Genomic DNA, 23,444 nt, shown 5'->3' on the forward strand with positions numbered 1-23,444 from the left:
GTTTTTCATCCCCGCACTCTCCATCGGCTTTAAACTCGACGGTGAATGACGCCGGCAAGCTGACCTGAAAGCTCCGGCCCACACCGCGGGAGATGCCAATGTCAGACCAGACCGCTAACCTATCGCTACCCTATATCCTGCCATCCCAGGCTCAAAAGCACGTCACCCATAACGAAGCGCTGCAACGGCTGGATGCCATCGTCCAGCTCGCCATCACCGCAACCCGTTCATCGCCACCGCCCGACCCCATCAGCGAGGGCGACTGCTATCTCGTCGCGTCGGCGGCGACAGGCATCTGGTCAGGCAAATCCGGACAATTGGCTCTCAGGCAGGACGGAGCCTGGATTTTCCTGCAGCCGCGCACCGGTTGGCGCGCCTGGTTCACGGCCGACAACCGCCTTCGCGTCCTCGAAGGCGGCACCTGGAGCGAAATGAGCCTTCCGTCCGAGGGCACGATGTCTGCGCTCGGCATCAATGCGTCCGCCGATGCCACCAACCGCCTCACCGTCAGCGCGGCAGCAACGCTGTTCAACAATGCCGGCAACGGCCACCAGATCAAGGTCAACAAGAACTCTTCCGGCGACACTGCCTCACTGCTCTTCCAGACCGGTTGGTCTGGGCGCGCGGAACTGGGACTGGCGGGCAACGACAGTTTCTCCATCAAGGTCAGCCCGGACGGTGGGACATGGCAGACCGGGCTGTCAGTGTCGCCGCAGGGCATCGTCGACATGCCGCAACAACCGGCCGCGCGTGCATCGCTCGCCGTCGGCGCGCTGACACCGTCGAGCGGCAGTCAGACCGGCTTTACACAGCTGAGCGCAGCGCGTGGCGGCTTCGCACTCGGTACCAGCCTCGGTGGCAGCCTCGGCAATCGCCTCGTGGTGCCGGTCGCCGGCCTCTATCTTCTGTCGATGAGCGCAAGCATTCTCACCTCCGGTGGGCATTCCGCCAGCCTTGTCGCCAACGGCAGCACCACGCTTGCCACTACCAGTGCAGTGGCGAGCAGCAACCCGTTTCGCCACAGTGGCGTGGGATTGGCCACCCTTAACGCTGGCGATCTGCTGACCTTGCTTCATTCCGGCACGGCGCAATACGATTTCGGCGCCGGTAAAACGGAGATAACCATAGTCCGGCTTTGAGAAATTAACGGAGGGGCCGGCAGATGCAAAAACTGCCGGCCGATGGCGCGGCTGGCGCTGGACGTATCCTCCGACCTCGCCTCCACACCGGAAAGTACGCCCAGTGGCCCACCGGTTTGCGCCAATCTGTGAGAGATCAGCTGGATGCCATTGAAAAAATACAAAATAATTTCAGCTGTTCGCTGCTGCTCAAAAACACAAAATACTGAATTAGCGACTTAAAAGAAATGCCGAGAATCAGCCAGTTTCTGCGCGAACGTAAGGACTTGGCGGCGATCAGCGACGATTGGAACGCCGCCGCAAATCAATTCGGCGCCACACTCCGTAAAATTGTTATCAAAGTGTTACTGAGGGCTTAGTCAATTTTTAAATGTGGCGAGATACAGTCCTGGAAGTGGTCTTGAGTGTGTGTAGAGAGTCCAATGACCGAAATGATACGTCCCCGGGTGAAATACGTCATCGGCCCCGATGGCAGCCCCCTTACGATTGCTGACCTGCCACCGCCCAATACGCGGCGCTGGGTCATCCGCCGTAAAGCAGAGGTTGTCGCGGCTGTGCGCGGTGGCCTGTTGAGCCTGGAAGAAGCCTGTGACCGTTATACGCTGACGGTCGAGGAGTTCCTGTCTTGGCAGTCCTCCATCAGCAGCCACGGTCTTGCCGGCCTGCGCACCACGCGCATCCAGCAATATCGCCACTGACGCGATAACCTGATCTTCGCAGAACCTATTTTTTCGGGCCCGATCCATTCCTCAGTAGGAAATGGAGGAGGCCCGAAATTATTGTCGAGCCCGCGTAAAACCAGAGACCGGGCTGCGTGAAAGCGCTCGCCAGACCACTGGTCTTGGCAGCCGCGATGACAATTGCCACCAGCATCACATCCATCATCGACCAGCGCGAGAGTTGCGGAACGACCCGCTCGAAAAATGCCCCGCCTTCGCCCCTGCCATCGCTGGACAGGGCCTCCATCGCCAGGGCCACGAGCTTCACGATCGGCAACCCGATCGACACCACCGCCACGACAGCCGAAAGCACACCGTTGCCGCTCTGCCAGAGCGATGCGACGATGGCAAGCAACGACGGCGTCTCGCTGAAAAAGTAGAGCCGGTCGAAACGCACCAGCGGCAAGACCAAACCGAGGGCCAGGAAAAATGGCGCCGCAATCAGGAGAACGGCCCTGACGCTCCTGATGTCCATGACCCGACCCCTCCAAGACGATGCTGCGGGTGCAGCGATAGCCTGAAGCCGGCCCGGGGCGCAACTGTGCCCCGAATGTCGAACCGACAGAAAAACACCAAAAGCCGTGCATGGCTGGCCACCAGGCCAGTCATGCACGGCTCTTCGCGGTGACTTTCACAAACCCCAGCGAAGATGCGATCAGGCGCGGGCTCTCGCCCCACCGTCACGCTCTTCCAGCGCTGCCGCCTTGGCATACTCGGCCTGCATCTCTTCGAGAGTGCTTTCCAAGGCCTCCTCCTGCGTCCGCAGTTCCCGGATCGAGACCTGCAGGTTGTCCGCACGCTGCCGCGCAGCCTTGGCAAAAGTCGGATAGGCAAAGTGGTTCGGGTCCGTAATTCCGGACTTTTTCTCTTCCAAGACGATCTGGCTCTCCAGATCCTTGGTCATCCTGTCGAATTCCGCTGTCATCATTTGCAACTGCTGCAACTGGCGACGTTTTTCGTTTACCTGGAACTCTTTCAGACGGACTAGGCTCTCACGTGACTTCATACGCATTACTCCCGTGATGAGAGACCCCGGATCTCTACACATTACCCGCCCACGTCGATTTGAATCGCAATGGGACAAAAAAATTCCGGCGGCGTTAACAAAAAGCTACCTCTGGTAACCTTTCGTTTACGGGCATCGTTAATGATAGGCCCTATCATTTAAGGGTCGGTAAATACCTCGGACGAAATCGAAACAAAGGCATTATCGATTCAAAAGAATCAGTTGGCTTATTTTCTTAATGTAGAAGTTAAGAAAATCAGAATGCTGATTTACGTGGAAAATCAGGGAAGTGAGAAAAATATTTAATAAAGTCGATACAGCTTGCCAGATGGAATCAGAATTTGTTAACCATTCCGTGGCAGCTTTCAAATCAGGCAGTGGTTGAATCGGTATCGCGTAGGAGGCTTTCGACCTTTCGGCGGCGGTAAAGGGGAATATTATGCGGGTTCTACTCATTGAAGACGACAGCGCGACAGCGCAGAGCATCGAATTGATGCTCAAATCCGAAAGCTTCAACGTCTACACGACCGACCTCGGTGAAGAGGGCGTGGATCTTGGCAAGCTGTATGACTATGATATCATTCTACTCGATTTGAACCTTCCAGACATGTCTGGCTACGAAGTTCTTCGTACGCTGCGTCTGTCGAAGGTCAAGACACCGATCCTCATCCTTTCCGGTATGGCCGGCATCGAGGACAAGGTTCGCGGTCTCGGCTTCGGTGCCGACGATTACATGACAAAGCCGTTCCACAAGGACGAACTGGTCGCTCGCATTCATGCGATCGTCCGTCGCTCCAAGGGTCACGCCCAGTCGGTCATCTCGACGGGCGAACTGATTGTCAACCTCGACGCCAAGACCGTCGAAGTCGGCGGCCAGCGTGTCCACCTGACCGGCAAGGAATACCAGATGCTGGAGTTGCTTTCGCTCCGCAAGGGTACGACCCTCACCAAGGAAATGTTCCTGAACCACCTTTATGGCGGCATGGACGAACCGGAACTGAAGATCATCGACGTCTTCATCTGCAAGCTTCGCAAGAAGCTCGCCAATGCGGCCGGCGGTGCGAACTACATCGAAACAGTCTGGGGCCGCGGCTATGTGCTGCGCGAACCGGAAAGCAGCAGCTACGCCGAAAGCGCCTGAGCTACCCGACGGAACCCGACCACTGCCACATATCAAAAATCCCGCCTCGGCAACGAAGCGGGATTTTTAGTGGCAATCGTTGGGGTGAAGGAGATCGGAAACTTGCCTGCTTGATCCTCAGGCGGCGATGGCGCGGTTGCCGAACACGGCCGTCAGGATCTTGCGGTCGAATGGCTTCAGCAGGAAATCTGTCGCCCCTGCCCGCTTGCCGGCCATCAGCTTCTTGAGATCGGCTTCGACGACGCAATAGTAGATCTTGACGTCCTTGCCCTCAGGCATGGCGCGGATCGCGGCGATAAGCTCGAGCACGCCGTCCATGCCGGCATCGACGATCATGTAATGCGGAATACCGGATTCGAAGCGGCTTAGCGCCTCGTGCGCGTTCGATGCCTCGCTGACAAGGAAATCGAGCTCGGACAGGATGCGCATGCCGACCTTGCGCACGACGTCGGATGTGTCGGCTATCATGAACCGCTGCATGGGCAACTCCTTTGCATCGAACCACCGTCCAAGGAACGCGTCTTCGCGAAAGACGATAGTGGCTCGACGCTAAAGAAATCGTTACTTTTCCCCGTCAGCGCAACGCAGGGTTAAGCCGTCCGCATCTCTGCGACGTAGGTTATCTCTTCGGCCGTTGCGGTGTAGGTGATGTCCATCCCGCTCTCGTCGGCCAGCAGCACCGTGTAATAGGGCTGCACGGAATGGGCATCGATCGCTTCCTCGATGACACCATTGCAGATCTCGGCGAATTTCGCCGGAACGCGCATTAGCTTGCCCTTGACGACAAGTGTGAACTTCGCGTCGAATTCTGGATTTTCGAGCGTCACGTCGATAGTGCCGCCGCGCGGGATGGACGCATAGGCGACCAGGAACAGGTTGAGAAGCAGCTTGACGCGATTCTTGGCGACAATCGCCCGCGGTCCGTTCCAGACGACGGTTGCCTTCTTCTCGGCCTCGGCGAAATCCTTGGCGGCGCGCTCGGCTTCGCCCGTATCGATGGAAGCACCGACAGACCCGGATGCACCGAAGGCGATGCGCGCAAACTTCAGCCGTACCGAGGCATTCAGCGCGCTCGTGCGGATGAGATCCATGGCATCCGCGTCAGCGCCGCCCTCGTCCAGCAGTTCCAGTCCGTTGTTGATGGCGCCGACGGGCGAAATGACATCGTGGCAAACGCGGCTGCACAGGAGCGCGGCCAGATCCGTCCCATTCAAAGTCAGATTCGGATTTCTTGACATTCATTGTCTCCTGTATGCCGGGCGAGGTTTCGTGACCTGAGATTGCCACGGCAAGTTTGCACGGGGATTACCAGTTTCGGCATCTGTTGCGCCATAAAGACACCATATTTGGTAAACCGATTGTTAAGAGGATCAACGCAAAATGCGGCCATCGTCGGGCGCATGCTTTGCGCCCACTGAGATGAACGGATGAGCCTATGCGCAATCAAATCCTACGCAGACTATTCGGCCTCGGAATGGTGGCTGCGTTCGCCGCCCTCGTCAGTGTTTCCTTGCCCATGCGCGCGGCGGAAGCAGCGCCCAACAGCGGCCAGTACACCGTTCAGGAGATCATCGACGCGGGCCATTCTTTCTTCGGCTCCACCAGCGGCGGCCTTGCCAAGGTTGTCGAGACCGCCTTTGAGCGCTACGGCCTGCCGAACGGCTACATTCTCGGACAGGAGGGCTCCGGCGCCTTTATCGCCGGCCTGACCTATGGCGAGGGCCAGCTCAATACCAAGAACGCAGGCGAGCACCCGCTCTACTGGCAGGGTCCATCGCTCGGCTTCGATTATGGCGGCCAGGGCACTCGCGTCATGATGCTGGTCTACAACCTTGCCAACACCGAAGCGATCTACACGCGCTTCGGAGGCATCAGCGGCCAGGCATTCGTGATCGCCGGCGTCGGCATGACCGCGCTGAAAAACAACAACATCGTCGTCGTGCCGATCCGCACCGGTATCGGTGCCCGTCTCGGCCTCAACCTCGGCTATCTCAAGGTCACGCCGCAACCGACCTGGAACCCGTTCTGACCGGGCGATCCCTACCGCGATATTAACTGCGCACAGACATGAAGCTTGCCCAATGGCAGGCTTCCTGCTTAATTTCCACCTCCGCTCTATGCCCAAGTACAGGTGATTGCCGCGCCGTGATACAATTTGCGCTACTGTTCGGTTTAGGCTTTCTGACGGCGGTGATCCTCGTATGCATGGTGGCGCCCGCCATCCATCGCCGCATCGTCCACTTCACGGAAAAGCGCCTGCGCGCCACGATGCCCCTCAGCGCCCAGGAGGTGCGTGCCCAGAAAGACATGGCACGGGCCCTCTATGCCGCAGAAAATGCCAAGACCGAGCAGGCCCTCTCCCGTCAGCGGGAAAAGAGCATCGCTCTTCAAATCGCGCAGGAAGTTGTGAAAAAGGAAGCCGGGCGTCTGGCGACGGAAAACGAACAGCTGCATGCCCAGATAAACGATATGAGCGTGGAGGCCAGCGACTTGCGCGCGCGCCTGCGCCGCGAGGAGAGCAACATCAGCCAGTTGCGGTCGGCCCTGCGCGTTTCCGAGCTGGCCCATGCGGAGAAGGAAGCGGATCTCGACAGCCTGCGTAAACGCATCGACAGGATGGCGGTCGATGCCGACAACACGAAGATCGACCTTGCCGCGCGCGAAGCAGAGATCGAGAACCTGCGTGTCCGCTTCAACGGTCTTCGCACCGAAAGGGATGCGGCGCGCAGTGAGCTCGAGACCTTTACGAGGCGCGCAACCGAAGCCGAGATGCGTCTCGGCGAGGAGCAGAACAAGGTAACCCGGCTCGAGGAAAAACTGAGCCGCGAAGTCGCATCCAACGCCGACCAGCAAAACCTTATCGCGCGCCGGGTCGAAGAAGTGACGCGCCTCAAACAGAAACTGAAGATGGCAACGATCGACGCCAGGGAAGCCGCGAAGTCGTCGAGACGTGCGGCAGGACCTGTGAAGGTGACCGCAGCCGATGGGACGAAAAACGTGAAATCCACCAGTAACGCACCGGCTGACACTGACACCGTTGCTGATGACGCCGAACCCGCTTTGGGAGCCGACATCGCGGTGCTCGCCGACGACGCCCGCAATCGCAGCACGGCCCTCTCGGACAGGCTGCTCAAATCCCGCTCGACCGCCCAGGATGGGGCTCTGCGCGAAGAGATCGCCACCATCGCCGCCAGCATGGTGGCGCTTACGGCGCTTACCGAGGGCAAGCAGTCGCCCATCCATGCCTTGCTTGAGAAAAATGGAGAGAGCGACTGCGGCGACCGCAGGAGCCTTGCCGATCGCGCCTCCGAACTGCTCGAGAAACCGTCGGCCTAGATCCTCCCGGCAGACGATGCCATGGCAAACAGCGCAATGCCGGTGGCCGTCGCCACGTTGAGGCTGTCCAGCCCCGGCGCCTGCGGAATGCGCGCGGTCCGGAAGCGCGAAAGGATGGAGCGGGGCAATCCCTCCCCTTCCGTGCCCACCACCAAGGCCAGCCGATCCGATGGCGGCACAACGGCAATCGACGTTTCGCCGCGTGGCGAAAGCCCCCAGATGGCAAAGCCACGGGCATCGAGCGCGTCGAGAATGGCAAGATCGGAGCCGGCCCGACAATAGGGCAAGGTCAGCACCGAGCCGACCGAGACCCGCACTGCCTTGCGATAAAGCGGGTCGCAACTCGTCTCGTCGAGAAGAATACCGTCGGCACCAAAGGCCGCAGCATTGCGAAACATCGAACCGACATTGTCATGATTGGAAATGCCGCACCCGACCAGCAGCAGGGCCGATTTCGGCAGACTGTCGATGAAGGCAAGCGGATCGTCCGTGACTACACGGCGCCCGAGTGCAAGCACGCCACGATGCAGATGGAAGCCGACGATGGCATCGAGCACCGGCGCCTCCGCCACATAGACCGGCACATCACGCGGCAGCGCCGCGATGATGTCGGCAAGTCCCGCCGCACGGTTGCACAGCAACAGCACCTTTTCAGCGACAAAGCCGCGCTCGGCCCGGTGCGCGTCGGCCAGAAGCCGCAACACCACTGTTCCCTCGGCAATGAAGCGGCTTTCACGGCCGGTCAGGTCGCGCTCGCGGATATCGCGGAATTCGGCGATGCGCGGATCGTCGGCATCCGCGATGATGGTCAACCGGTCCTCGCTCATCGGGCTATCCGTCAGGGCGTCGGCAGCGAGACCGTCGAGACGATGCGGCCAACGCCATAGTCGAACACGATCGCCTGTCGCTGGCCGGATATGGTCACGCCGTAAAACAGCATCTGGTTGCCGGAGAGACTGACCGACTGCACCGAAAAGCCCGCCGGCAGCGCCACGGAGGACGAAACCGGAGCATCCGAAGGCACGCCGCTCGTCGCAACACCCTTGGCCGCCGGCCGCATCGCCTTGTAGACAATGGCACCGAACACCGCCATAAGGCTCACCACCATGACGGCACCCGAGACGATCATCAGCCGTACCATCTTGCGCCGCACATTTTCCATTGCCGGATCGAGAGGCTTTTCGTCCTGGTCGTCTGGCTTGAGACTTGTCATGAATACGTCCTGTTCTTGATCTCGCCGGAGAGAAGCGTTTGAACGACCCCTTTAAAGAAGCCGATGCCATTAGCAAAGTGCTGATCGCCGACGAAGCCGCAGAAGGCCGCCTCGATGCCTGGTTGACCGCGCAACTCGGCGACGACATTTCGCGCAGTCGCGTCAAGGTGCTGATCAAGGAAGGTGCGGTACTGCGCAACGGCGAACCGATGACCGATCCGCAGCGCAAGGTCCGGCCGGGCGAGCGTTTCGAGATCACCATGCCGGAACCGGAAGATCCGACACCCCAGGGCGAGGACATTCCGCTCGACGTGCTCTACGAAGACAGCGACCTCATCGTCATCTCCAAGCCCGCCGGCCTCGTCGTTCATCCCGGCGCCGGCAACTGGACGGGGACGTTGGTCAATGCCCTCATTCATCACTGCGGCGACACCCTGTCTGGCATCGGCGGCGTCCGCCGTCCCGGCATCGTCCACCGGCTCGACAAGGACACCACCGGCGTCATGGTCGTCGCCAAGAACGACATCGCCCACCGCCACCTGTCGGCACAGTTTGCCGATCACGGTCGGACCATGCCACTGGAACGGGCCTACCGCGCCATCGTCTGGGGCCGGCCGCGCCAGCTCAACGGAACGATCGATGCGCCGCTTGGCCGCTCGACCGGCGACCGGACGAAACGCGCCGTGCAAAAGCCCGACCGCGATGATTCGGACGAGGCGATCACCCATTACACGGTGCTCGAACGCTTCCACGAGCAGCCGGATGCAACAGCGCTTGCCGCACTGGTCGACTGCCGCCTCGAAACCGGCCGCACCCACCAGATCCGCGTTCACATGGCCCATATCGGTCACCCGCTGCTCGGCGACACCGTGTATGGCGCCGGCTTCCGGACCAAGGCGAACCTTTTGGCGGATGAACGCAAGGACATCGTCAGCCGCTTCCCGCGCCAGGCGCTGCATGCCTACCTGCTGCAGTTCGAACATCCGCGCACCGGCGAAATCCTGCATTTCGAAGCCGCTCTGCCCGACGATATGCTGGAGCTGGCCGAGGCTCTGCGCAAATAGTGGGTGGATCTGGACATCTGAGCGCGAAGAGCTTATAAAAGCGCTGATTGTTCAGGATCTTCGCCAGCATGCCGGTTATGCGCTGGATAATTTCGATATCGCCGATAATAATTGGCCTTTGGTGCATCTCACCGGTCACACATGCGTGACACAGTTCTTGAATCCCAGTTTCGTCATACTTATTTATAACTAGACTTAGTGCGGGGTCTGCCAGAACCGCACGTGCTGGCCCGCTTTTCGCCATGTTGAATGGCGTCTCGAAGGGGCTGGTTTCCAACAAGGAGGGTGCTTCATGGCCCGCAATAACTTGCCATCCATTACCGCCGGCGAGACCGGCCTCAATCGCTATCTTGACGAGATCCGCAAGTTCCCAATGCTGGAACCGCAGGAAGAGTACATGCTCGCCAAGCGTTATGCCGAGCACGCCGACCGTCAGGCAGCCCATAGACTTGTCACAAGCCATCTCCGTCTGGTGGCAAAGATCGCCATGGGCTATCGCGGCTACGGCTTGCCGATCGGCGAAGTCGTGTCCGAAGGCAATGTCGGCCTTATGCAAGCCGTCAAGAAGTTCGATCCGGAACGTGGCTTCCGTCTGGCCACCTACGCCATGTGGTGGATCAAGGCCTCGATCCAGGAGTACATTCTGCGCTCGTGGTCGCTGGTGAAGATGGGGACGACCGCCAACCAGAAGCGGCTGTTCTTCAACCTTCGCCGCCTCAAGGGCAAGATCCAGGCAATCGACGAAGGCGACCTCAAGCCTCACCAGGTGACCGAGATTGCCACGACGCTGAAGGTATCCGAGGAGGAGGTCATTTCGATGAACCGCCGCCTTTCGGGCGACGCATCGCTGAATGCGCCGATCAAGGCTGCGGAAGGCGAAGGCGGCCAGTGGCAGGATTGGCTGGTGGACAACCACGAGAGCCAGGAAGCGGTTCTGATCGAACAGGACGAACTCGAGACACGTCGCAACATGCTGGCCCGCGCAATGAGCGTGCTCAACGACCGCGAACGCCGTATCTTCGAGGCTCGCCGCCTGTCGGAGGATGCCGTGACCTTGGAAGACCTGTCGTCCGAATTCGATATCAGCCGCGAACGTGTCCGCCAGATCGAAGTGCGCGCCTTTGAAAAGGTCCAGGAGGCTGTCCGCAAGGACGCCCTCGACCGCACCAAGGGCCTGCGCGTCGTGGAAGCAACTGCATAAGCATCCGGTCCACAGACCGGATGTGTTGAACTGAAAAAGGCGGGCCCGTCCGGACCCGCCTTTTCTGTGTGGCTTGGAAATCCGCTCGTTACTGGCCGCTAGGACCGGCGATAGCGGCCCATTCGCCAATAACCTTGTTGAAGGCGTCGGTGCCGGTCGTGCCCTTGTCCATGGTCAAGAGGGCGCGACGGCCGTTACGGTAGGTGATCGGAATGTCGATCCAGTTGCGGTTGCGCAAGAGGTCCAAATTGGTCTTGCGAGCATCCGGGAAGTCGTTCAGCGCCACCATGTGGAAATCGTCTGTGATCTTGGCCGGCACACCGATCAGCGCATCGCCACGATCCTGCTCGGTCGCCTTCATCGCAACGCGCTGGACGCTGTCGATGGCACCGCCTTCGAAATTCGGCGGCAGCGAGAATACCAGTTCGATCAGATGGCTTGCCGGCAGCGACGGGTCGCTGTTGCGCTTGAAGGTCACCAGCGCGGTCATGCCACGTTCGGGCACGTTGATGCTGCCCTGGACAGTCGGAGATGGCTTGCCATCGTCGCCCTTGTCCTCATGGACGCTCCAAGTCACCGTACCCTCGATCGCGGTCGGCGACGTCTGGCCAAGACGTTCTTCGTACAGGAACATCTTCTCACCCGTGCCGACAGTCGCCGTCTGCGTCGCTGCCGGCGGCGTAGCCGACGGAACCATTGCGGTCGGCTGTGCGGGAGCCGGCGTCGGTGCAGCAGCTGTCGGCGCAGGCGTTGGAGCCTGTGCCGGCGGCGCGGATGCTGGAGCCGGTACGGATGGATTGGCAGCAGCCGCAGCGGGTGGCGGCGTCGCGGCTGCGACATTCTGCTGGGCGATGGACTTGCCCTCGGCAGCGACCGGTCCACCTGGGACAGGAGGCACGCCTGCATCCACCTCGCTGCCATCCGCCATCAGGCGCTGGGTAAATTTGCTGTTGACGGTGTTGCCGTCGTCAACCGGTGGAGTTTCCGGCGTCGTCGGCTTCGTGGCGACAGGCGTGGTTGCTGCCGGTGTTGCGGTCTTGTCTGCGACCGTTGCATTTTTCGGTGCGGAACTCACCAGTCCGGCGACCATCTCGTTGAGCGCGGTGCGGTTCATCCAGGCGGCATAACCACCGCCGGCGACAACAGCGACACCAGCCAGAGTAAGGAGGATACCTGCGACGCCAAAGCGGCGGCGCTTCGGCTCCATGCGGTAGCTCTTGCCCTGAAGCCCGGCGACACTGACCTGCCCCAGATCCGACGGTACCGAATCGCTGAAATCGGTCTCGGCGGCGAATTTCTCGTAGCCGGAAAGCTCCTTGATCTCGTTCCAGCCGTCCGACTGCCCGGATTGAACGGCAGGTTTGGCAGCATTACCGTGAACATCGGCAAACAGGTCGACATCGTCGAAGTCACCGGCAGGCGTCGGCGCGGCCTGCTTGACAGGCGCAGGCTCTGCGACGGGACCGGATTTTACCGGCGGCAGATCGTCGAACGTCGCAGCTTCCCAGGCGACGTGTTCGCCAGCATCCGGCATGCGGGCGGAGGGATGTTCCTCAGCCGCAAAGCCGGCATCCGGTGGATAGTGAACGGGAATGGCCGTCGGTGCCGGCTGTCCGCCCGGTGCCGCCGTTGGCCACTCATGATGCGGCGAGCCAGCATCCTCTGGTTCCGGGGTTGCGGTTTTCGCCCAGACGTCGTCGAAATGGCCGGCATTGTCCGAATGAGCGGGATCGCTATGCGTCTCGGTGATGCCGTAGCCGGCGTGGTCGGCGGCATCCAGTTCCGGCGCCGGCTCGTGGACCTCGCGTGGGACCTCGTCGACGGAAGAGGAGTGATATGCCTCCGGCTCCGGCTGCCATTCGGCATGCACGGGCTCAACTGCAACCGGCTCGACCTGCTCACGATAGTGCTCGTGCTCGGGCGCTTCGTAAACGGCCTCCAGCGCTTCCAGAGGCTGCGGTTCCCTGTCCGCCTGCCAGTCATCTTCGGCGCGCCAATTATCGTCGACGGTCGGAGCGGTGTCCGGATGTGCACTCTCTTCTGCGTGGTGCACCTCGGCAGGCGCCACGGGCGCGGGTTCCTCGATATGTGTCGGTTCTTCCTGTGCCGCTGCCGGCTCTGACTGCACCGCCGGCTCTGGCTCCGGCTCTGGAACATGCTCCGCCACCGGTTCCGGCTGATGATATGCCTCGTCCGGCTGGGCGTGGAACTCCTCCGCGGCGGCTTCCTCTGCGATTGCAGGCGGCACTCCGGCTTCGGCATGCTCGGCCTCGACGTCGCGAATGGCGGCTTCGAGCTTCTCGAGCTGGCGCTGCAGCATCGTCTCCGGCGGTCGCGGCTTCATGCTTTCCAGCTGGCGCTGTACGGCACCGCGAGCGCGGGCATAAACTTTCACCCGCATTTCGGGTGTATTGTCGGACAAGCCATCTACGGCACGTCGGATGACTGCTACAAAATCCGCCATCAGTACTTTCTCGTGATGTCCAGCAGTAAGGCCGAACAGCGTTTTATCGTTGGCGCGACATTAATCCTCAAACGGATCAGTCACAAGTATGGTGTCGTCGCGCTCCGGGCTGGTCGAAAGAAGCGCTACCGGGGCACCGATCAGCTCTTCCACCTGTCGCACATATTTGATTGCCTGAGCTGGCAGGTCGGCCCATTTGCGGGCGCCGACGGTCGATTCTTTCCAACCCTCAAGCGTAATATAAACCGGCTCGACCCGGGCTTGCGCACCCTGGCTAGCCGGCAGGTGGTCGATCTGTACGCCGTCGAGCATGTAGCCCACGCAGATCTTCAGTTCTTCCAGTCCGTCCAGCACGTCGAGCTTGGTCAGCGCGATGCCGGTAATGCCGTTGGTGGCGACCGACTGGCGCACCAACGCCGCATCGAACCAGCCACATCGACGTTTACGCCCGGTAACTGTGCCGAATTCATGACCTTTCTCGCCGAGAAACTGGCCAATCTCGTCTGTCAGCTCTGTGGGGAACGGCCCTTCGCCAACGCGGGTGGTGTAGGCCTTGGTGATGCCGAGGATGTAACCGAGCGATCCCGGCCCCATGCCGGAACCGGCCGACGCCTGCCCTGCAACGGTGTTCGACGAGGTAACGAACGGATAGGTGCCGTGGTCGATGTCGAGCAGCGACCCCTGCGCGCCCTCGAATAGGATGCGCGCACCGCGACGGCGCTCCTTGTCGAGAAGAAGCCAGACGGTCTCGCGGAATGGCAGCACGCGGTCGGCGACCGACGTCAGTTCTTCCATGATGGTTTCGTGGCTGACCTCGGCAACGCCGAGACCGCGACGCAGCGCATTGTGGTGCGTAAGGATGCGGTCGACCTTGGCGGGCAGGGTTTCGAGATCGGCAAGATCCATGAAGCGGATCGACCGACGGCCGACCTTGTCTTCGTAGGCAGGGCCGATGCCGCGACGTGTGGTCCCGATCTTGGTGCCGCTGTTGCTCGCAGCATCTTCGCGCAGTGCATCGAGTTCACGGTGCAGCGACAGGATCAGCGTGGCATTGTCGGCAACGCGCAGGTTTTCAGGTGTGATCTTGACGCCCTGGACCGCGAGCCTGTCGATTTCGGCCAGCAGCGCATGCGGATCGACGACCACGCCGTTGCCGATGACGCCCATCTTACCCGGCCGCACGACGCCGGAAGGCAGCAGCGACAGCTTGTAGCTGATGCCGTCGATGACGAGTGTGTGGCCGGCATTGTGGCCGCCCTGGAAGCGGACAACGATGTCCGCGCGCTCCGAAAGCCAGTCAACAATCTTGCCCTTGCCTTCGTCACCCCATTGCGAACCGATCACGACCACGTTCGTCATTTGTCTCTTCCTGCTTCCTGCGCAAAGATGCGCCTTGCCCAAACCCGCGCATCTATAAAGCGTTGCTTTTCGGAAAGCGACCCCGTTGTCGGCGGAGATCGCGCTTTTGCAGGGCAAATCAAGAGGAACGACAACAGCCGGCTAGCGACTTCGCCGTGTCTTTGGCCAGTGAGGGGGATGACGGGACCGACGGAACTCTGGAACAGGGCTTGGAGCCTGGCAGGGTCCGGGTCACGCAACCTTGCGAAACGGACCAGCCTGCGAGGTCTGCAGTCCCAGCGCATGCAGCATTTCGGCAAGTTTTACCGCCGCAGCCACACCGTCGATCACGGGCACGCCGTGTTCGAGGCTAAGCTGCCGGGCAAGATCCGCCATGCCGGCGCAACCAAGCACGATGGCATCGGCATCGTCCTTCGCCAATGCGGTTGCAATCTCGAGCGAGATGGTGCGGCAGGCATCGGAGCCTTCACGCTCGAGTTCCAGCACCGGTACTTCGGAAGCCCTCACCCGGGCACATCGGAGACTGAAACCGTAGGCACGAACATTGTCCTCGATGACAGGCACCGACACGGACAGCGTCGTCACGACGCTAAATCTCGACGCAACCAGCGTGGCTGCATGAAAGGCCGCCTCGCCGATGCCGATCACGGGCCGCGCAGTTCGCCCGCGCGCCTCGTAGAGCCCGGTATCGTCGAAGCAGGCGATGATGACGGCGTCGAAATCCTCGACATTGGACCGCTCGATTTCATACAGCAGCCCAGGCAAGGCCGCCTCGCCGTCCTCGGGTCCCTGAATGCTGACGGGGCCGATAACGGGATTGCGGGCAACGACTTCCGTCCCCGGGCTTGCAACCGCCCGCGCCGCGATGCCGATCTTGTCCGTCATCGACGCCGTCGTGTTGGGGTTGATCACCAGGATCCGCATGCGCTCAGACCCCCTTGCCGGCATCCGAACCCACGGCAGCGCGCCGCCGGCTGACATACATGCCGATGCCGACGCAGGAGAGGATGATGGTGAAGGAGAACAGCGTCGTCACCGTGCCGAGCGCATAAAGAACCGGCGTGGTGACATTGGTGGTCATCCCATAGATCTCCAGCGGCAGCGTATTGAACGAGCCCGACGTCATCAGCGTCCGGGCAAACTCGTCGTAGGAGAGCGAAAAGCCGAACAGCCCGACGCCGATCAGGCTCGGCGCGATCATCGGCAGCACGACGTGGCGGAACGTCTGCCACGAACTCGCACCGAGGTCGCGCGCCGCTTCCTCATACGATGGCGAAAAACGGTTGAAGACGGCAAACATGATCAGCACGCCGAACGGCAGTGTCCAGGTCAGGTGGGCGCCGAAGGCCGAGGAGTACCAGGCCGGCGCAAATCCGAGCTGCTGGAAGACGACGCCGATGCCGAGCGAGATGATAATCGACGGCACCACGAGGCTGGCGACCGTTCCGTAGAAGACCAGCGATGCGCCACGGAACTTGCGCCGGAAGGCAAGACCAGCCAGCAGCGACACCACGACGGTCACGACCATCACCATAAGGCCGAGAAAGAAGGAGCGCTGGAAAGCCGCACCGAAATCACCGACCGACTGCTTTTCGAACAGGTTTGCGAACCAGTGGAACGATACGCCGTTGAGCGGAAACGTCAGCCCGCCGTCAGGCCCCTGGAAAGACAGGATGAAGATCGCCGAAAACGGCCCGTACAGGAACAGCACGAACAGGATGAAGAAGGCGGTGAGCACGTAGAACTCGAGAGGGCGTTTGTCGGCGTTCATCTCAAAGCTCCTTGCGGATGTCGACGACGCGCAGGATGGCGGCAACCATCAGCAGCACGAGGACCAGCAGCACCACGGCGTTGGCGGCAGCGGCCGGATATTGCAGCAGCGACATCTGGTTCTTCATCATCAGCGCCACCGAGGCACTCTGGCCTCCGGACATCACCTGCACGGTGGAGAAGTCCGCCATGACAAGCGTCACCACGAAAATCGAGCCGATGGCGATGCCGGGCTTGGCAAGCGGGATCACCACGTTCCAGAGGATCTGCCAACCGGTCGCCCCGGCATCGCGGGCCGCTTCGAACAGCGAGCGATCGATGCGCATCAGCGTGTTGAAGATCGGCGTCACCATGAACAGCGTGTAGAGATGGACCATGGCGAGTACCACGGCGAAATCGGAATAGAGCAGCCACTCGATGGGCTTTGGAATGATACCGGCACTGATCAGCGCAGAGTTGATCAGCCCGTTTCGCCCCAGCACCGGGATCCAGGAGATCATGCGGATGATGTTCGATGTCAGGAAAGGCACCGTGCAGATGAGAAACAGCACCATCTGCGTGGACGGCTTGCGGATGTGGAAGGCGAGGTAATAGGCAACCCAGAACCCGATGAACAGGGTGATCGCCCAGACGATCAGCATGAATTCTATGGTGTGGAGATAGGTCTTCCAGGTAACCCACGATTCAAGGCTGTCCGAATAGTTGGTGAGCAGCATCGCCGGATAGATGCCGGCAAAATCATAGTCCCAGAAGCTGACGACAGCGATCATCAGGATCGGCAGGATGAAGAAGAAGCCGAGAATTGCAAGCAGCGGCAGCGCCTGAAGATAGGACACGAGACCGAGCGGAACCGTCAAGTTGCGCTTCTGAGGCCTGTCCGTCGATGTCGTTGCTAATGCCATTATTCGGTGTCTCCGATTTTTCCTGATCTCCCCCCTTGTGGGGAAGATGTCGGCAGAGCCGACAGAGGGGTGATGGCCGCAGATCTGGAGTTTGCCGCACCGCCCCCCTTTGTCACTTCGTGACATCTCCCCCACAAGGAGGGAGATGAAAAGGTGCCTTAGGCAGCGATGAATTCGTTCCAGCGCTTTACCATGTAGCGGTCCTCGTCCATGACCGAGTTCCAGCAGGCGACGTGGCCCATGCGCTCTTCGAACGAGCCGCCGTCGCGGACTGCTCCGGCCTTCTCCATGACCTTGCCTTCAGGCGACATGATATCGCCCTGTGCCGGCTTGCCCTCGATCCAGTAGCCCCACTCGTCGGCCGTCATGAAGTTCTTGGCGGTGTCCATGCAGGCAGAGTAATAGCCCTGGCGGTTGAGGTAGCCGCCGACCCAGCCGGACGTGTACCAGTTGATGTACTCGTAGGCCGCGTCGAGTTCGGCGCCCTTCAGGTGCTTGGCAAGGCCGAGACCGCCACCCCACGAGCGATAGCCTTCCTTCAGCGGCTGGAACTTGCAGGCGATGCCCTTGGAGCGCACAGCGGCAACGGCCGGCGACCACATCGACTGGATGACGACTTCGCCCGAGGCCATCAGGTTAACGCTCTCGTCGAAGGACTTCCAGAAAGCGCGGAACTGGCCGGCCTGCTTGGTCTTGATCAGGAAGTCGATCGTCTTGTCGATCTCCGCCTTGGTCATGTTGCCCTTGTCGGCATATTTCAGCTGACCGGAGGCTTCCATGATCATGGCAGCGTCCATGATGCCGATCGACGGAATGTTGAGGATCGCCGTCTTGCCCTTGAAGGCAGGGTCGAGGATGTCGGCCCAGGAGGTGATATCGCGACCGACGAGGTCCGGCCGGATGCCCAGCGTGTCGGCGTTGTAGATGGTCGGGACCATCGTCATCCATTCGGTCGGTGTCTTCGAGAACTTCTTGGAGTCCGGGCCGTCGACGAAGCCGACAGTGTGCGGCGCCGTGCCCTGTGCGATGACGCTGTCGGGCTTCAGCTTGCCGGTGATGAAGAGCGGCACGATCTTGTCGAAGTATTTGAGCTTCTTGGTGTTCATCGGCTGCATCACGCCGGCTGGGTAGACCTTCTTGGCGATCCAGTATTCGATATCGGCGATGTCGTAGGAGTTCGGCTGGGTGACGGCGCGCTGGGCGGCAGCGTCCGAATCCGTTGCCGTCATCTGCAGCGTGATGCCGAGGTCGGCCTTGCACTTGTCGGCGATGGCATTGAGGTTCGACACGCCGGTGCCGAACTGGCGCAGCGTGATCGGGTTCTGAGCCCAGATGGTCGGGAAGCCGGTGACGAGGCCGGAGCCGACGACGGCGCCGAGCCCGGCAGCGCCGGTCTTCAGGAGATTACGGCGGGAAATACCCTTGGCCGGCTTGGTAGACTTTGTGTCCTTGGTCATGCTCAGTTCCCCTTCAGGTGGTTGATGGATCAGCCGCGGCCGAGGAGGACTGCGTCCTCCAGGGCCCAGCTCAGTGACAGTGCATCGCCGACCGAAACCGGCTTGGCGAAATAATCGGTGTCGCGAATGATCGCCGTGAAGTCCTCGCTACCGGCGCCGATGACGGTGATTTTCACGGTGGCGCCGCGATATTCGACGTTGGAAACGATGCCGTTGAAGCCGAGGCCCTTCTGCGATGGCTCGGCGAGGCGAACCCGGTCTGTGCGGATACCGATATCCACGGGCGCGCCGACTTCCTTCTGGCCGCGAACGGAAAATGTCTGGCCCTCAGGCGCTTCCAGCGTCACGACCCCGTCCTGGCTGTGGGTCGCGCGACCGGAGAGAACATTGTGATCGCCCATGAAACGGGCGACGAAGGCGGTGGCAGGCCGCTCGAAGACCTCGCGCGCAGAGGCTGCCTGCTCGATGCGGCCGTTGTTCATCACCACGATCAGGTCCGACAACGCCATCGCCTCTTCCTGACTATGGGTGACGTGGACGAAGGTGATGCCCAGCGTCTTCTGCAGCTTCTTCAACTCGGCACGCATGCGAATCTTCAGGAACGGATCGAGCGCCGACAGCGGCTCGTCGAGCAGCAACGCTTCCGGATCGGTGATCAATGCGCGAGCCAGCGCCACGCGTTGCTGCTGGCCGCCGGAGAGTTGCGCCGGACGCCGGGTGGCATAGGGCTCCATCTGCATCAGCGTCAGCATCTCGAGCGCCTTGGCCTGGCGCGCCTGCTTGTCGACGCCCTTCATCTTCAGGCTGAAGGCGACGTTGTCGATGAGATCGAGATGCGGAAACAGTGCGTAGCTCTGGAACATCATAGCCGTCCCGCGCTCCGCCGGACGGGCGTGGGTGATCTGGCTTTCGGAGAGAACGACATCGCCGCCGGAGACACTTTCATGGCCGGCCGCCATGCGAAGCGTCGAAGACTTGCCGCAGCCGGACGGGCCCAGCAAGCAGCAATAGGTGCCGGCTGGCACTTTCAGATCGATCGCGTCGACGGCAACCGTGCCACCGTAACGCTTGGTCAGCCTGATAAGTCCTAGATCGCCCTTAGCCATCGGCCCCTCTTCCGCTTCTTCACAGGAAAGAGGGATTGCAAGGCCCATGCCAAATCTTAAATATTAATTAACATACTGAAATCGTTGACTTCGAAGATAGGTAGCCAACCATAGCATAAAGAATATGCCCATTTATTAGATGCGGCAAATTCAGCAGATGCACACAACGTAAGCAAATATTGTATACAAAACTCACATGGTATTGGACGCAATAATCAGTTATGCTCTCGGCCAAGATCAATACTCGGATTCCGGCACCGCGCCATGCTTGAAAAATCCATCAGGGCCAGAGCGGCGGGGCAACCGCCAGTGCAACAGTCGCCTGTGTATCTCGGCATTCGCAGCGCCATTCTCGGCCACAGCGTGGCGCCTGGAATGAAGCTGCCGGAAGACGAGTTGGCCGAGATCTATTCTGTCAGCCGCACAGTGATACGCGCAGCCCTGCAGGCACTGGCACTCGACCATCTCGTCACGCTCGAAGTCAATCGCGGCGCTTTCGTCGCCAAGCCGACACGGCTGGAGGCCCGCGAGGTTTTCGAGGCTCGCGCGCTGCTCGAGCCGAAAGTCGCCGCCATGGCTGCCGAGATCGCCAAGCCGGCCGACATCGTCCTGCTGGAGCGCCACATCGCCGAGGAACATGCGGCGGTCGCCGCCGGCCGGGACGGCGAAGCGGTCCAGCTCTCAGGTCAGTTTCATGTGGCCATCGCCGAAATTGCCAATCATTCTATCTACATCGACTTCGTCCGCAGGCTTTGCTCACGCTCGTCGCTGATCGTCGCCCTCTACTGGCGCCGCCGCGATGCCATCTGCGAGCACCACGCTCACCATGCGCTGGTCAATGCGATTGCCAGCAACAAGCCGAAGGACGCGTCCGAGCTGATGGTCAGCCATCTCGTCGACCTGTTTTCGGGCCTCGATTTGTCAGAGCGAGAGCCCGGTTCCCGCCGCCTCGCGGAGATCCTCAAGGCGTGACCGACACTGCTTCGCTTCAATGCTCGCTGGCGACCGGCGCGTAGGCAGCAGGATCGACGAAATCGGGCCGCCCGTCGAGCGACAGCCTTGCGCCTCTCGCCGGCGTCTCGCTGATCACCATGCCACGACGAACGACGAACAAACGCGTTGCGCGCAGCCGGATTGCCTCGATCGGGTCTTTCGCCTGCAGCACCACCAGATCGCCGTTGCAGCCGATATCGAGACCATAGCCTTCCAGCCCCATCAGCTTGGCGGGATTTCTGGTGACCGCGTCGAAACAGAAGCGCATTGCCTCGCGAGCCGACAGCTGTCCGACATGCAGGCCCATATGCGCGACGTCGAGCATGTCGCCGCTGCCAAGCGAATACCACGGGTCCATGCAGCAATCCTGGCCGAAGGCGATGTTGATGCCATGCTCGCGCATCTCCCTCACCCGAGTCATGCCGCGCCGCTTCGGGTAGCTGTCGTGGCGCCCCTGCAGCATGATGTTGATCAGCGGGTTGGCGACCACCTGGACATCCGCCTCGGCTATCAGCGGCAGCAGCTTCGACACATAGTAATTGTCCATCGAATGCATCGAGGTCAGATGGGAGCCGGTCGCGCGGCCCTGCAGTCCCAGCCGCTGCGTCTCACAGGCAAGTGTCTCTATGTGACGCGAAAGCGGATCGTCCGTTTCGTCGCAATGCAGGTCGACGCGCAGGCCCCGCCTCGCTGCGATCTCGCAAAGCGCCCGCACCGACCGCGCGCCGTCTTCCATCGTCCGCTCGAAGTGCGGAATGCCTCCAACGATGTCGACACCCAGATCCAGCGCCCGCTCGAGATTGGCGGCGGCCGTCGGCGAACGGTAATATCCATCCTGCGGAAAGGCGACGAGTTGCAGATCGAGATAGGGCGCGACGGCCTTTTTCACGTGCAGCAGCGCCTCGACAGCCAGAAGCCGGTTGTCGCAGATATCGACATGGGTCCGTACCGCCAGCAACCCTTGCGATACGGCGAGATCGCAATAGCGCAGTGCCCGCTCGACCACCGCCTCCTGCGTCAGCAACGGCTTCAGTTCACCCCACAGCGCGATGCCCTCGAGGAGTGTACCGGACGTGTTCAAGCGCGGCAGGCCCAGCGACAGGGTGGCATCCATGTGAAAATGACAATCGACGAAAGGGCTCGAGACCAGCTGGCCGCCGGCATCGATTTCGCGCCCGGCGTTCGCAGCGATCTTCGGCTCGATTGCAGCGATCCTGCCGCCGGCGATACCGATGTCGATCCCCGTGCGGCCATCGGCAAGCGTTGCGTTTCGGATGAGTAGATCGAACGTCATGAACCGGCCCCTTGCTCGACAGGCGCTGCGCCTGAACGTGACAAATTTTTAGCACGCCGACACCACATGCCAACCGTTGAATACGCCGAACATCATGGACAAACTGCATTTTTTCAAACGAGGGCGAAGCCGGGCGACGCTTCCCGCCTATAGGCGGCGGCGGAAACGCTGTGTATAAGCGCAGGCAATCAACTGCTCCTGAAAGCCGGGACCGCTCTACCACGCTCCCGAAGCGTTGACCGGGTGCGACCGGCGCCATCACGAAGGACCTGACATGCGCTACCTGATCACCGGCACCGGTGGCTTCATCGGATTCCATCTCGCCAAGCGACTGCTTGACGAAGGCAATTTCGTTGTCGGCTTCGACGGCATGACTCCGTATTACGATGTGGCGCTGAAGGAAAAACGGCACGCCATCCTCGCGCGCTCGAACGGTTTCAAGCCGGTCATCGCAATGCTGGAAGACAAGGCGGCGCTCGATCGGGCGGCCGAATTGGCGGAGCCTGATGTCATCGTCCACCTCGCCGCCCAGGCCGGCGTTCGCTACAGCCTCGAAAATCCGAAATCCTACGTCGATTCCAACGTCACCGGTTCGTTCAACATTCTCGAACTCGCCCGCGCCATCAAGCCGAAGCACGTCCTGCTCGCCTCGACCTCATCGGTCTACGGCGCCAACGAGAAGATGCCGTTTGCCGAAAGCGACAAGGCCGACGAGCAGATGACGATCTATGCGGCGACGAAGAAAAGCATGGAGCTGATGGCCCACAGCTACGCCCATCTCTTCGACATCCCGACGACGGCGTTCCGCTTCTTCACCGTCTACGGCCCCTGGGGCCGGCCGGACATGGCGCTGTTCAAGTTCGTCGACGCCATCAGGAACGATCGCCCGATCGATATCTACGGCGAAGGCCGGATGAGCCGCGACTTCACCTATATCGACGACCTCGTCGAGGGCATCGTCCGCCTGATCGCGGTGCCGCCGGCGGAGGCCAACCGCATCGTCTCCGATACCGTCATCGATTCGCTGTCGAGCACCGCCCCGTTCCGGATCGTCAACATTGGCGGCGGCGCGCCGGTCGAGCTGATGCACTATGTCGAGACGATAGAGGCAGCGCTCGGCAAGAAGGCCATCCGAAACATGCTGCCGATGCAGCCGGGCGACGTGCATCATACCTACGCCGAACCCGGCCTGCTCGTCGCCCTGACGGGCTACAAGCCTGAGCTGGGCGTCGAGGAAGGCGTCCGCCGCTTTGTCGAATGGTATCTGGAAAACTACTGAG

At 60.9% G+C, this 23,444-nt stretch carries 24 protein-coding genes; 10 read left to right on the forward strand and 14 right to left on the reverse strand.

The annotated features are described in order from the left end of the window. The first annotated feature begins 98 nt into the window (after positions 1–98). From J5289_RS15130 to J5289_RS15140, 3 genes are all read left to right on the forward strand, one after another. Positions 99–1,139, forward strand: a complete 1,041-nt coding sequence (locus tag J5289_RS15130) for a DUF2793 domain-containing protein (protein WP_209184476.1) — start codon at positions 99–101, stop codon at positions 1,137–1,139. Positions 1,140–1,162: 23 nt separating this feature from the next. Further along, positions 1,163–1,348, forward strand: coding sequence for a hypothetical protein (locus J5289_RS15135; protein WP_209184477.1), 186 nt, complete (start codon positions 1,163–1,165; stop codon positions 1,346–1,348). A 213-nt stretch (positions 1,349–1,561) separates the two neighbouring features. Continuing rightward, positions 1,562–1,837 carry a DUF1153 domain-containing protein gene (locus J5289_RS15140; protein WP_111222512.1) on the forward strand — a complete coding sequence of 92 codons (276 nt, stop codon included), beginning with the start codon at positions 1,562–1,564 and terminating at the stop codon, positions 1,835–1,837. Between the two features lie 25 nt (positions 1,838–1,862). On the opposite strand, the gene J5289_RS15145 is transcribed toward J5289_RS15140, so the two are convergent. Both J5289_RS15145 and J5289_RS15150 read right to left on the reverse strand, forming a co-directional pair. Beyond that, on the reverse strand, positions 1,863–2,333 hold the full coding sequence (locus J5289_RS15145) for a paraquat-inducible protein A (RefSeq protein WP_209184478.1): 471 nt from the start codon (positions 2,331–2,333) through the stop codon (positions 1,863–1,865). Positions 2,334–2,513: 180 nt separating this feature from the next. After that, complete coding sequence (locus tag J5289_RS15150; protein ID WP_111222510.1) at positions 2,514–2,864, reverse strand: flagellar export protein FliJ; 351 nt, start codon at positions 2,862–2,864, stop codon at positions 2,514–2,516. Positions 2,865–3,303: 439 nt separating this feature from the next. Between J5289_RS15150 and ctrA the strand changes: the two genes are divergently transcribed. Further along, on the forward strand, positions 3,304–4,005 hold the full coding sequence (gene ctrA, locus J5289_RS15155) for a response regulator transcription factor CtrA (RefSeq protein ID WP_111222509.1): 702 nt from the start codon (positions 3,304–3,306) through the stop codon (positions 4,003–4,005). 117 nt (positions 4,006–4,122) lie between these two features. Here ctrA and J5289_RS15160 read toward each other — a convergent pair whose 3' ends face one another. Both J5289_RS15160 and chpT read right to left on the reverse strand, forming a co-directional pair. Further along, the gene (locus tag J5289_RS15160; protein WP_209184479.1) at positions 4,123–4,485 is read right to left on the reverse strand and encodes a PleD family two-component system response regulator; all 363 of its coding nucleotides are present in this window, start codon (positions 4,483–4,485) and stop codon (positions 4,123–4,125) included. 110 nt (positions 4,486–4,595) lie between these two features. Next, positions 4,596–5,243 carry a histidine phosphotransferase ChpT gene (chpT, locus tag J5289_RS15165; RefSeq protein ID WP_209184480.1) on the reverse strand — a complete coding sequence of 216 codons (648 nt, stop codon included), beginning with the start codon at positions 5,241–5,243 and terminating at the stop codon, positions 4,596–4,598. 278 nt (positions 5,244–5,521) lie between these two features. Here chpT and J5289_RS15170 point away from each other — a divergent pair, with 278 nt between their 5' ends. Further along, positions 5,522–6,034 carry a DUF1134 domain-containing protein gene (locus J5289_RS15170; protein WP_224127810.1) on the forward strand — a complete coding sequence of 171 codons (513 nt, stop codon included), beginning with the start codon at positions 5,522–5,524 and terminating at the stop codon, positions 6,032–6,034. Positions 6,035–6,150: 116 nt separating this feature from the next. Then, positions 6,151–7,341: a hypothetical protein gene (locus tag J5289_RS15175; protein WP_209184481.1), complete on the forward strand. Its 1,191-nt coding sequence runs from the start codon at positions 6,151–6,153 to the stop codon at positions 7,339–7,341. Here J5289_RS15175 and J5289_RS15180 read toward each other — a convergent pair. Both J5289_RS15180 and J5289_RS15185 read right to left on the reverse strand, forming a co-directional pair. Next, complete coding sequence (locus J5289_RS15180; protein WP_209184482.1) at positions 7,338–8,168, reverse strand: RNA methyltransferase; 831 nt, start codon at positions 8,166–8,168, stop codon at positions 7,338–7,340. The two genes, J5289_RS15175 and J5289_RS15180, sit on opposite strands and share 4 nt — an antisense overlap. A gap of 11 nt (positions 8,169–8,179) precedes the next feature. Further along, entirely contained in the window at positions 8,180–8,554 is a 375-nt protein-coding gene (locus J5289_RS15185) for a hypothetical protein (RefSeq protein ID WP_142823525.1), read from the reverse strand. A 38-nt stretch (positions 8,555–8,592) separates the two neighbouring features. On the opposite strand from J5289_RS15185, the gene J5289_RS15190 reads away from it, so the two are divergent. Next, the gene (locus J5289_RS15190; RefSeq protein ID WP_209184483.1) at positions 8,593–9,618 is read left to right on the forward strand and encodes an RluA family pseudouridine synthase; all 1,026 of its coding nucleotides are present in this window, start codon (positions 8,593–8,595) and stop codon (positions 9,616–9,618) included. A 292-nt stretch (positions 9,619–9,910) separates the two neighbouring features. After that, on the forward strand, positions 9,911–10,819 hold the full coding sequence (gene rpoH / locus J5289_RS15195) for an RNA polymerase sigma factor RpoH (RefSeq protein WP_209206487.1): 909 nt from the start codon (positions 9,911–9,913) through the stop codon (positions 10,817–10,819). An 88-nt stretch (positions 10,820–10,907) separates the two neighbouring features. Here the strand turns inward: rpoH and J5289_RS15200 are convergent, their stop codons facing one another. From J5289_RS15200 to J5289_RS15230, 7 genes are all read right to left on the reverse strand, one after another. Then, positions 10,908–13,283, reverse strand: a complete 2,376-nt coding sequence (locus J5289_RS15200; protein ID WP_209184484.1) for a hypothetical protein — start codon at positions 13,281–13,283, stop codon at positions 10,908–10,910. Between the two features lie 60 nt (positions 13,284–13,343). Continuing rightward, positions 13,344–14,642 (reverse strand): adenylosuccinate synthase, encoded by a 1,299-nt coding sequence (locus tag J5289_RS15205; RefSeq protein WP_142823528.1) that lies wholly within the window; start codon positions 14,640–14,642, stop codon positions 13,344–13,346. A 231-nt stretch (positions 14,643–14,873) separates the two neighbouring features. Further along, positions 14,874–15,566 carry an aspartate/glutamate racemase family protein gene (locus tag J5289_RS15210; RefSeq protein WP_209184485.1) on the reverse strand — a complete coding sequence of 231 codons (693 nt, stop codon included), beginning with the start codon at positions 15,564–15,566 and terminating at the stop codon, positions 14,874–14,876. Between the two features lie 4 nt (positions 15,567–15,570). After that, complete coding sequence (locus J5289_RS15215) at positions 15,571–16,413, reverse strand: ABC transporter permease (RefSeq protein ID WP_142823530.1); 843 nt, start codon at positions 16,411–16,413, stop codon at positions 15,571–15,573. Between the two features lies 1 nt (position 16,414). Beyond that, positions 16,415–17,314 (reverse strand): ABC transporter permease, encoded by a 900-nt coding sequence (locus tag J5289_RS15220; protein WP_209184486.1) that lies wholly within the window; start codon positions 17,312–17,314, stop codon positions 16,415–16,417. Positions 17,315–17,472: 158 nt separating this feature from the next. Further along, positions 17,473–18,771: a PotD/PotF family extracellular solute-binding protein gene (locus J5289_RS15225; RefSeq protein ID WP_209184487.1), complete on the reverse strand. Its 1,299-nt coding sequence runs from the start codon at positions 18,769–18,771 to the stop codon at positions 17,473–17,475. Positions 18,772–18,800: 29 nt separating this feature from the next. After that, positions 18,801–19,877, reverse strand: a complete 1,077-nt coding sequence (locus tag J5289_RS15230; RefSeq protein ID WP_209206486.1) for an ABC transporter ATP-binding protein — start codon at positions 19,875–19,877, stop codon at positions 18,801–18,803. A gap of 264 nt (positions 19,878–20,141) precedes the next feature. Here J5289_RS15230 and J5289_RS15235 point away from each other — a divergent pair, with 264 nt between their 5' ends. After that, positions 20,142–20,849, forward strand: coding sequence for a GntR family transcriptional regulator (locus J5289_RS15235; RefSeq protein WP_209184489.1), 708 nt, complete (start codon positions 20,142–20,144; stop codon positions 20,847–20,849). Between the two features lie 16 nt (positions 20,850–20,865). Here J5289_RS15235 and J5289_RS15240 read toward each other — a convergent pair whose 3' ends face one another. Beyond that, positions 20,866–22,164, reverse strand: coding sequence for an amidohydrolase family protein (locus tag J5289_RS15240; protein ID WP_209184490.1), 1,299 nt, complete (start codon positions 22,162–22,164; stop codon positions 20,866–20,868). A gap of 274 nt (positions 22,165–22,438) precedes the next feature. Here J5289_RS15240 and J5289_RS15245 point away from each other — a divergent pair, with 274 nt between their 5' ends. Further along, complete coding sequence (locus J5289_RS15245; RefSeq protein ID WP_209184491.1) at positions 22,439–23,443, forward strand: NAD-dependent epimerase; 1,005 nt, start codon at positions 22,439–22,441, stop codon at positions 23,441–23,443. The last annotated feature ends 1 nt before the right edge of the window (position 23,444 follow it).

Source organism: Rhizobium sp. B230/85 (genome assembly GCF_019355735.1).
Lineage (GTDB): Bacteria > Pseudomonadota > Alphaproteobacteria > Rhizobiales > Rhizobiaceae > Rhizobium > Rhizobium rhododendri.

Excerpts from the sequence above, each read along its gene's own strand:
- J5289_RS15130 (WP_209184476.1), top strand. The coding sequence starts at position 99 with ATGTCAGACCAGACCGCTAACCTATCGCTACCCTATATCCTGCCATCC.
- J5289_RS15135 (WP_209184477.1), top strand. The coding sequence starts at position 1,163 with ATGCAAAAACTGCCGGCCGATGGCGCGGCTGGCGCTGGACGTATCCTC.
- J5289_RS15140 (WP_111222512.1), top strand. The coding sequence starts at position 1,562 with ATGACCGAAATGATACGTCCCCGGGTGAAATACGTCATCGGCCCCGAT.
- J5289_RS15145 (WP_209184478.1), bottom strand. The coding sequence starts at position 2,333 with ATGGACATCAGGAGCGTCAGGGCCGTTCTCCTGATTGCGGCGCCATTT.
- J5289_RS15150 (WP_111222510.1), bottom strand. The coding sequence starts at position 2,864 with ATGAAGTCACGTGAGAGCCTAGTCCGTCTGAAAGAGTTCCAGGTAAAC.
- ctrA (WP_111222509.1), top strand. The coding sequence starts at position 3,304 with ATGCGGGTTCTACTCATTGAAGACGACAGCGCGACAGCGCAGAGCATC.
- J5289_RS15160 (WP_209184479.1), bottom strand. The coding sequence starts at position 4,485 with ATGCAGCGGTTCATGATAGCCGACACATCCGACGTCGTGCGCAAGGTC.
- chpT (WP_209184480.1), bottom strand. The coding sequence starts at position 5,243 with ATGTCAAGAAATCCGAATCTGACTTTGAATGGGACGGATCTGGCCGCG.
- J5289_RS15170 (WP_224127810.1), top strand. The coding sequence starts at position 5,522 with ATGCGCGCGGCGGAAGCAGCGCCCAACAGCGGCCAGTACACCGTTCAG.
- J5289_RS15180 (WP_209184482.1), bottom strand. The coding sequence starts at position 8,168 with ATGAGCGAGGACCGGTTGACCATCATCGCGGATGCCGACGATCCGCGC.
- J5289_RS15185 (WP_142823525.1), bottom strand. The coding sequence starts at position 8,554 with ATGACAAGTCTCAAGCCAGACGACCAGGACGAAAAGCCTCTCGATCCG.
- rpoH (WP_209206487.1), top strand. The coding sequence starts at position 9,911 with ATGGCCCGCAATAACTTGCCATCCATTACCGCCGGCGAGACCGGCCTC.
- J5289_RS15200 (WP_209184484.1), bottom strand. The coding sequence starts at position 13,283 with ATGGCGGATTTTGTAGCAGTCATCCGACGTGCCGTAGATGGCTTGTCC.
- J5289_RS15205 (WP_142823528.1), bottom strand. The coding sequence starts at position 14,642 with ATGACGAACGTGGTCGTGATCGGTTCGCAATGGGGTGACGAAGGCAAG.
- J5289_RS15210 (WP_209184485.1), bottom strand. The coding sequence starts at position 15,566 with ATGCGGATCCTGGTGATCAACCCCAACACGACGGCGTCGATGACGGAC.
- J5289_RS15215 (WP_142823530.1), bottom strand. The coding sequence starts at position 16,413 with ATGAACGCCGACAAACGCCCTCTCGAGTTCTACGTGCTCACCGCCTTC.
- J5289_RS15220 (WP_209184486.1), bottom strand. The coding sequence starts at position 17,314 with ATGGCATTAGCAACGACATCGACGGACAGGCCTCAGAAGCGCAACTTG.
- J5289_RS15225 (WP_209184487.1), bottom strand. The coding sequence starts at position 18,771 with ATGACCAAGGACACAAAGTCTACCAAGCCGGCCAAGGGTATTTCCCGC.
- J5289_RS15230 (WP_209206486.1), bottom strand. The coding sequence starts at position 19,877 with ATGGCTAAGGGCGATCTAGGACTTATCAGGCTGACCAAGCGTTACGGT.
- J5289_RS15235 (WP_209184489.1), top strand. The coding sequence starts at position 20,142 with ATGCTTGAAAAATCCATCAGGGCCAGAGCGGCGGGGCAACCGCCAGTG.
- J5289_RS15240 (WP_209184490.1), bottom strand. The coding sequence starts at position 22,164 with ATGACGTTCGATCTACTCATCCGAAACGCAACGCTTGCCGATGGCCGC.
- J5289_RS15245 (WP_209184491.1), top strand. The coding sequence starts at position 22,439 with ATGCGCTACCTGATCACCGGCACCGGTGGCTTCATCGGATTCCATCTC.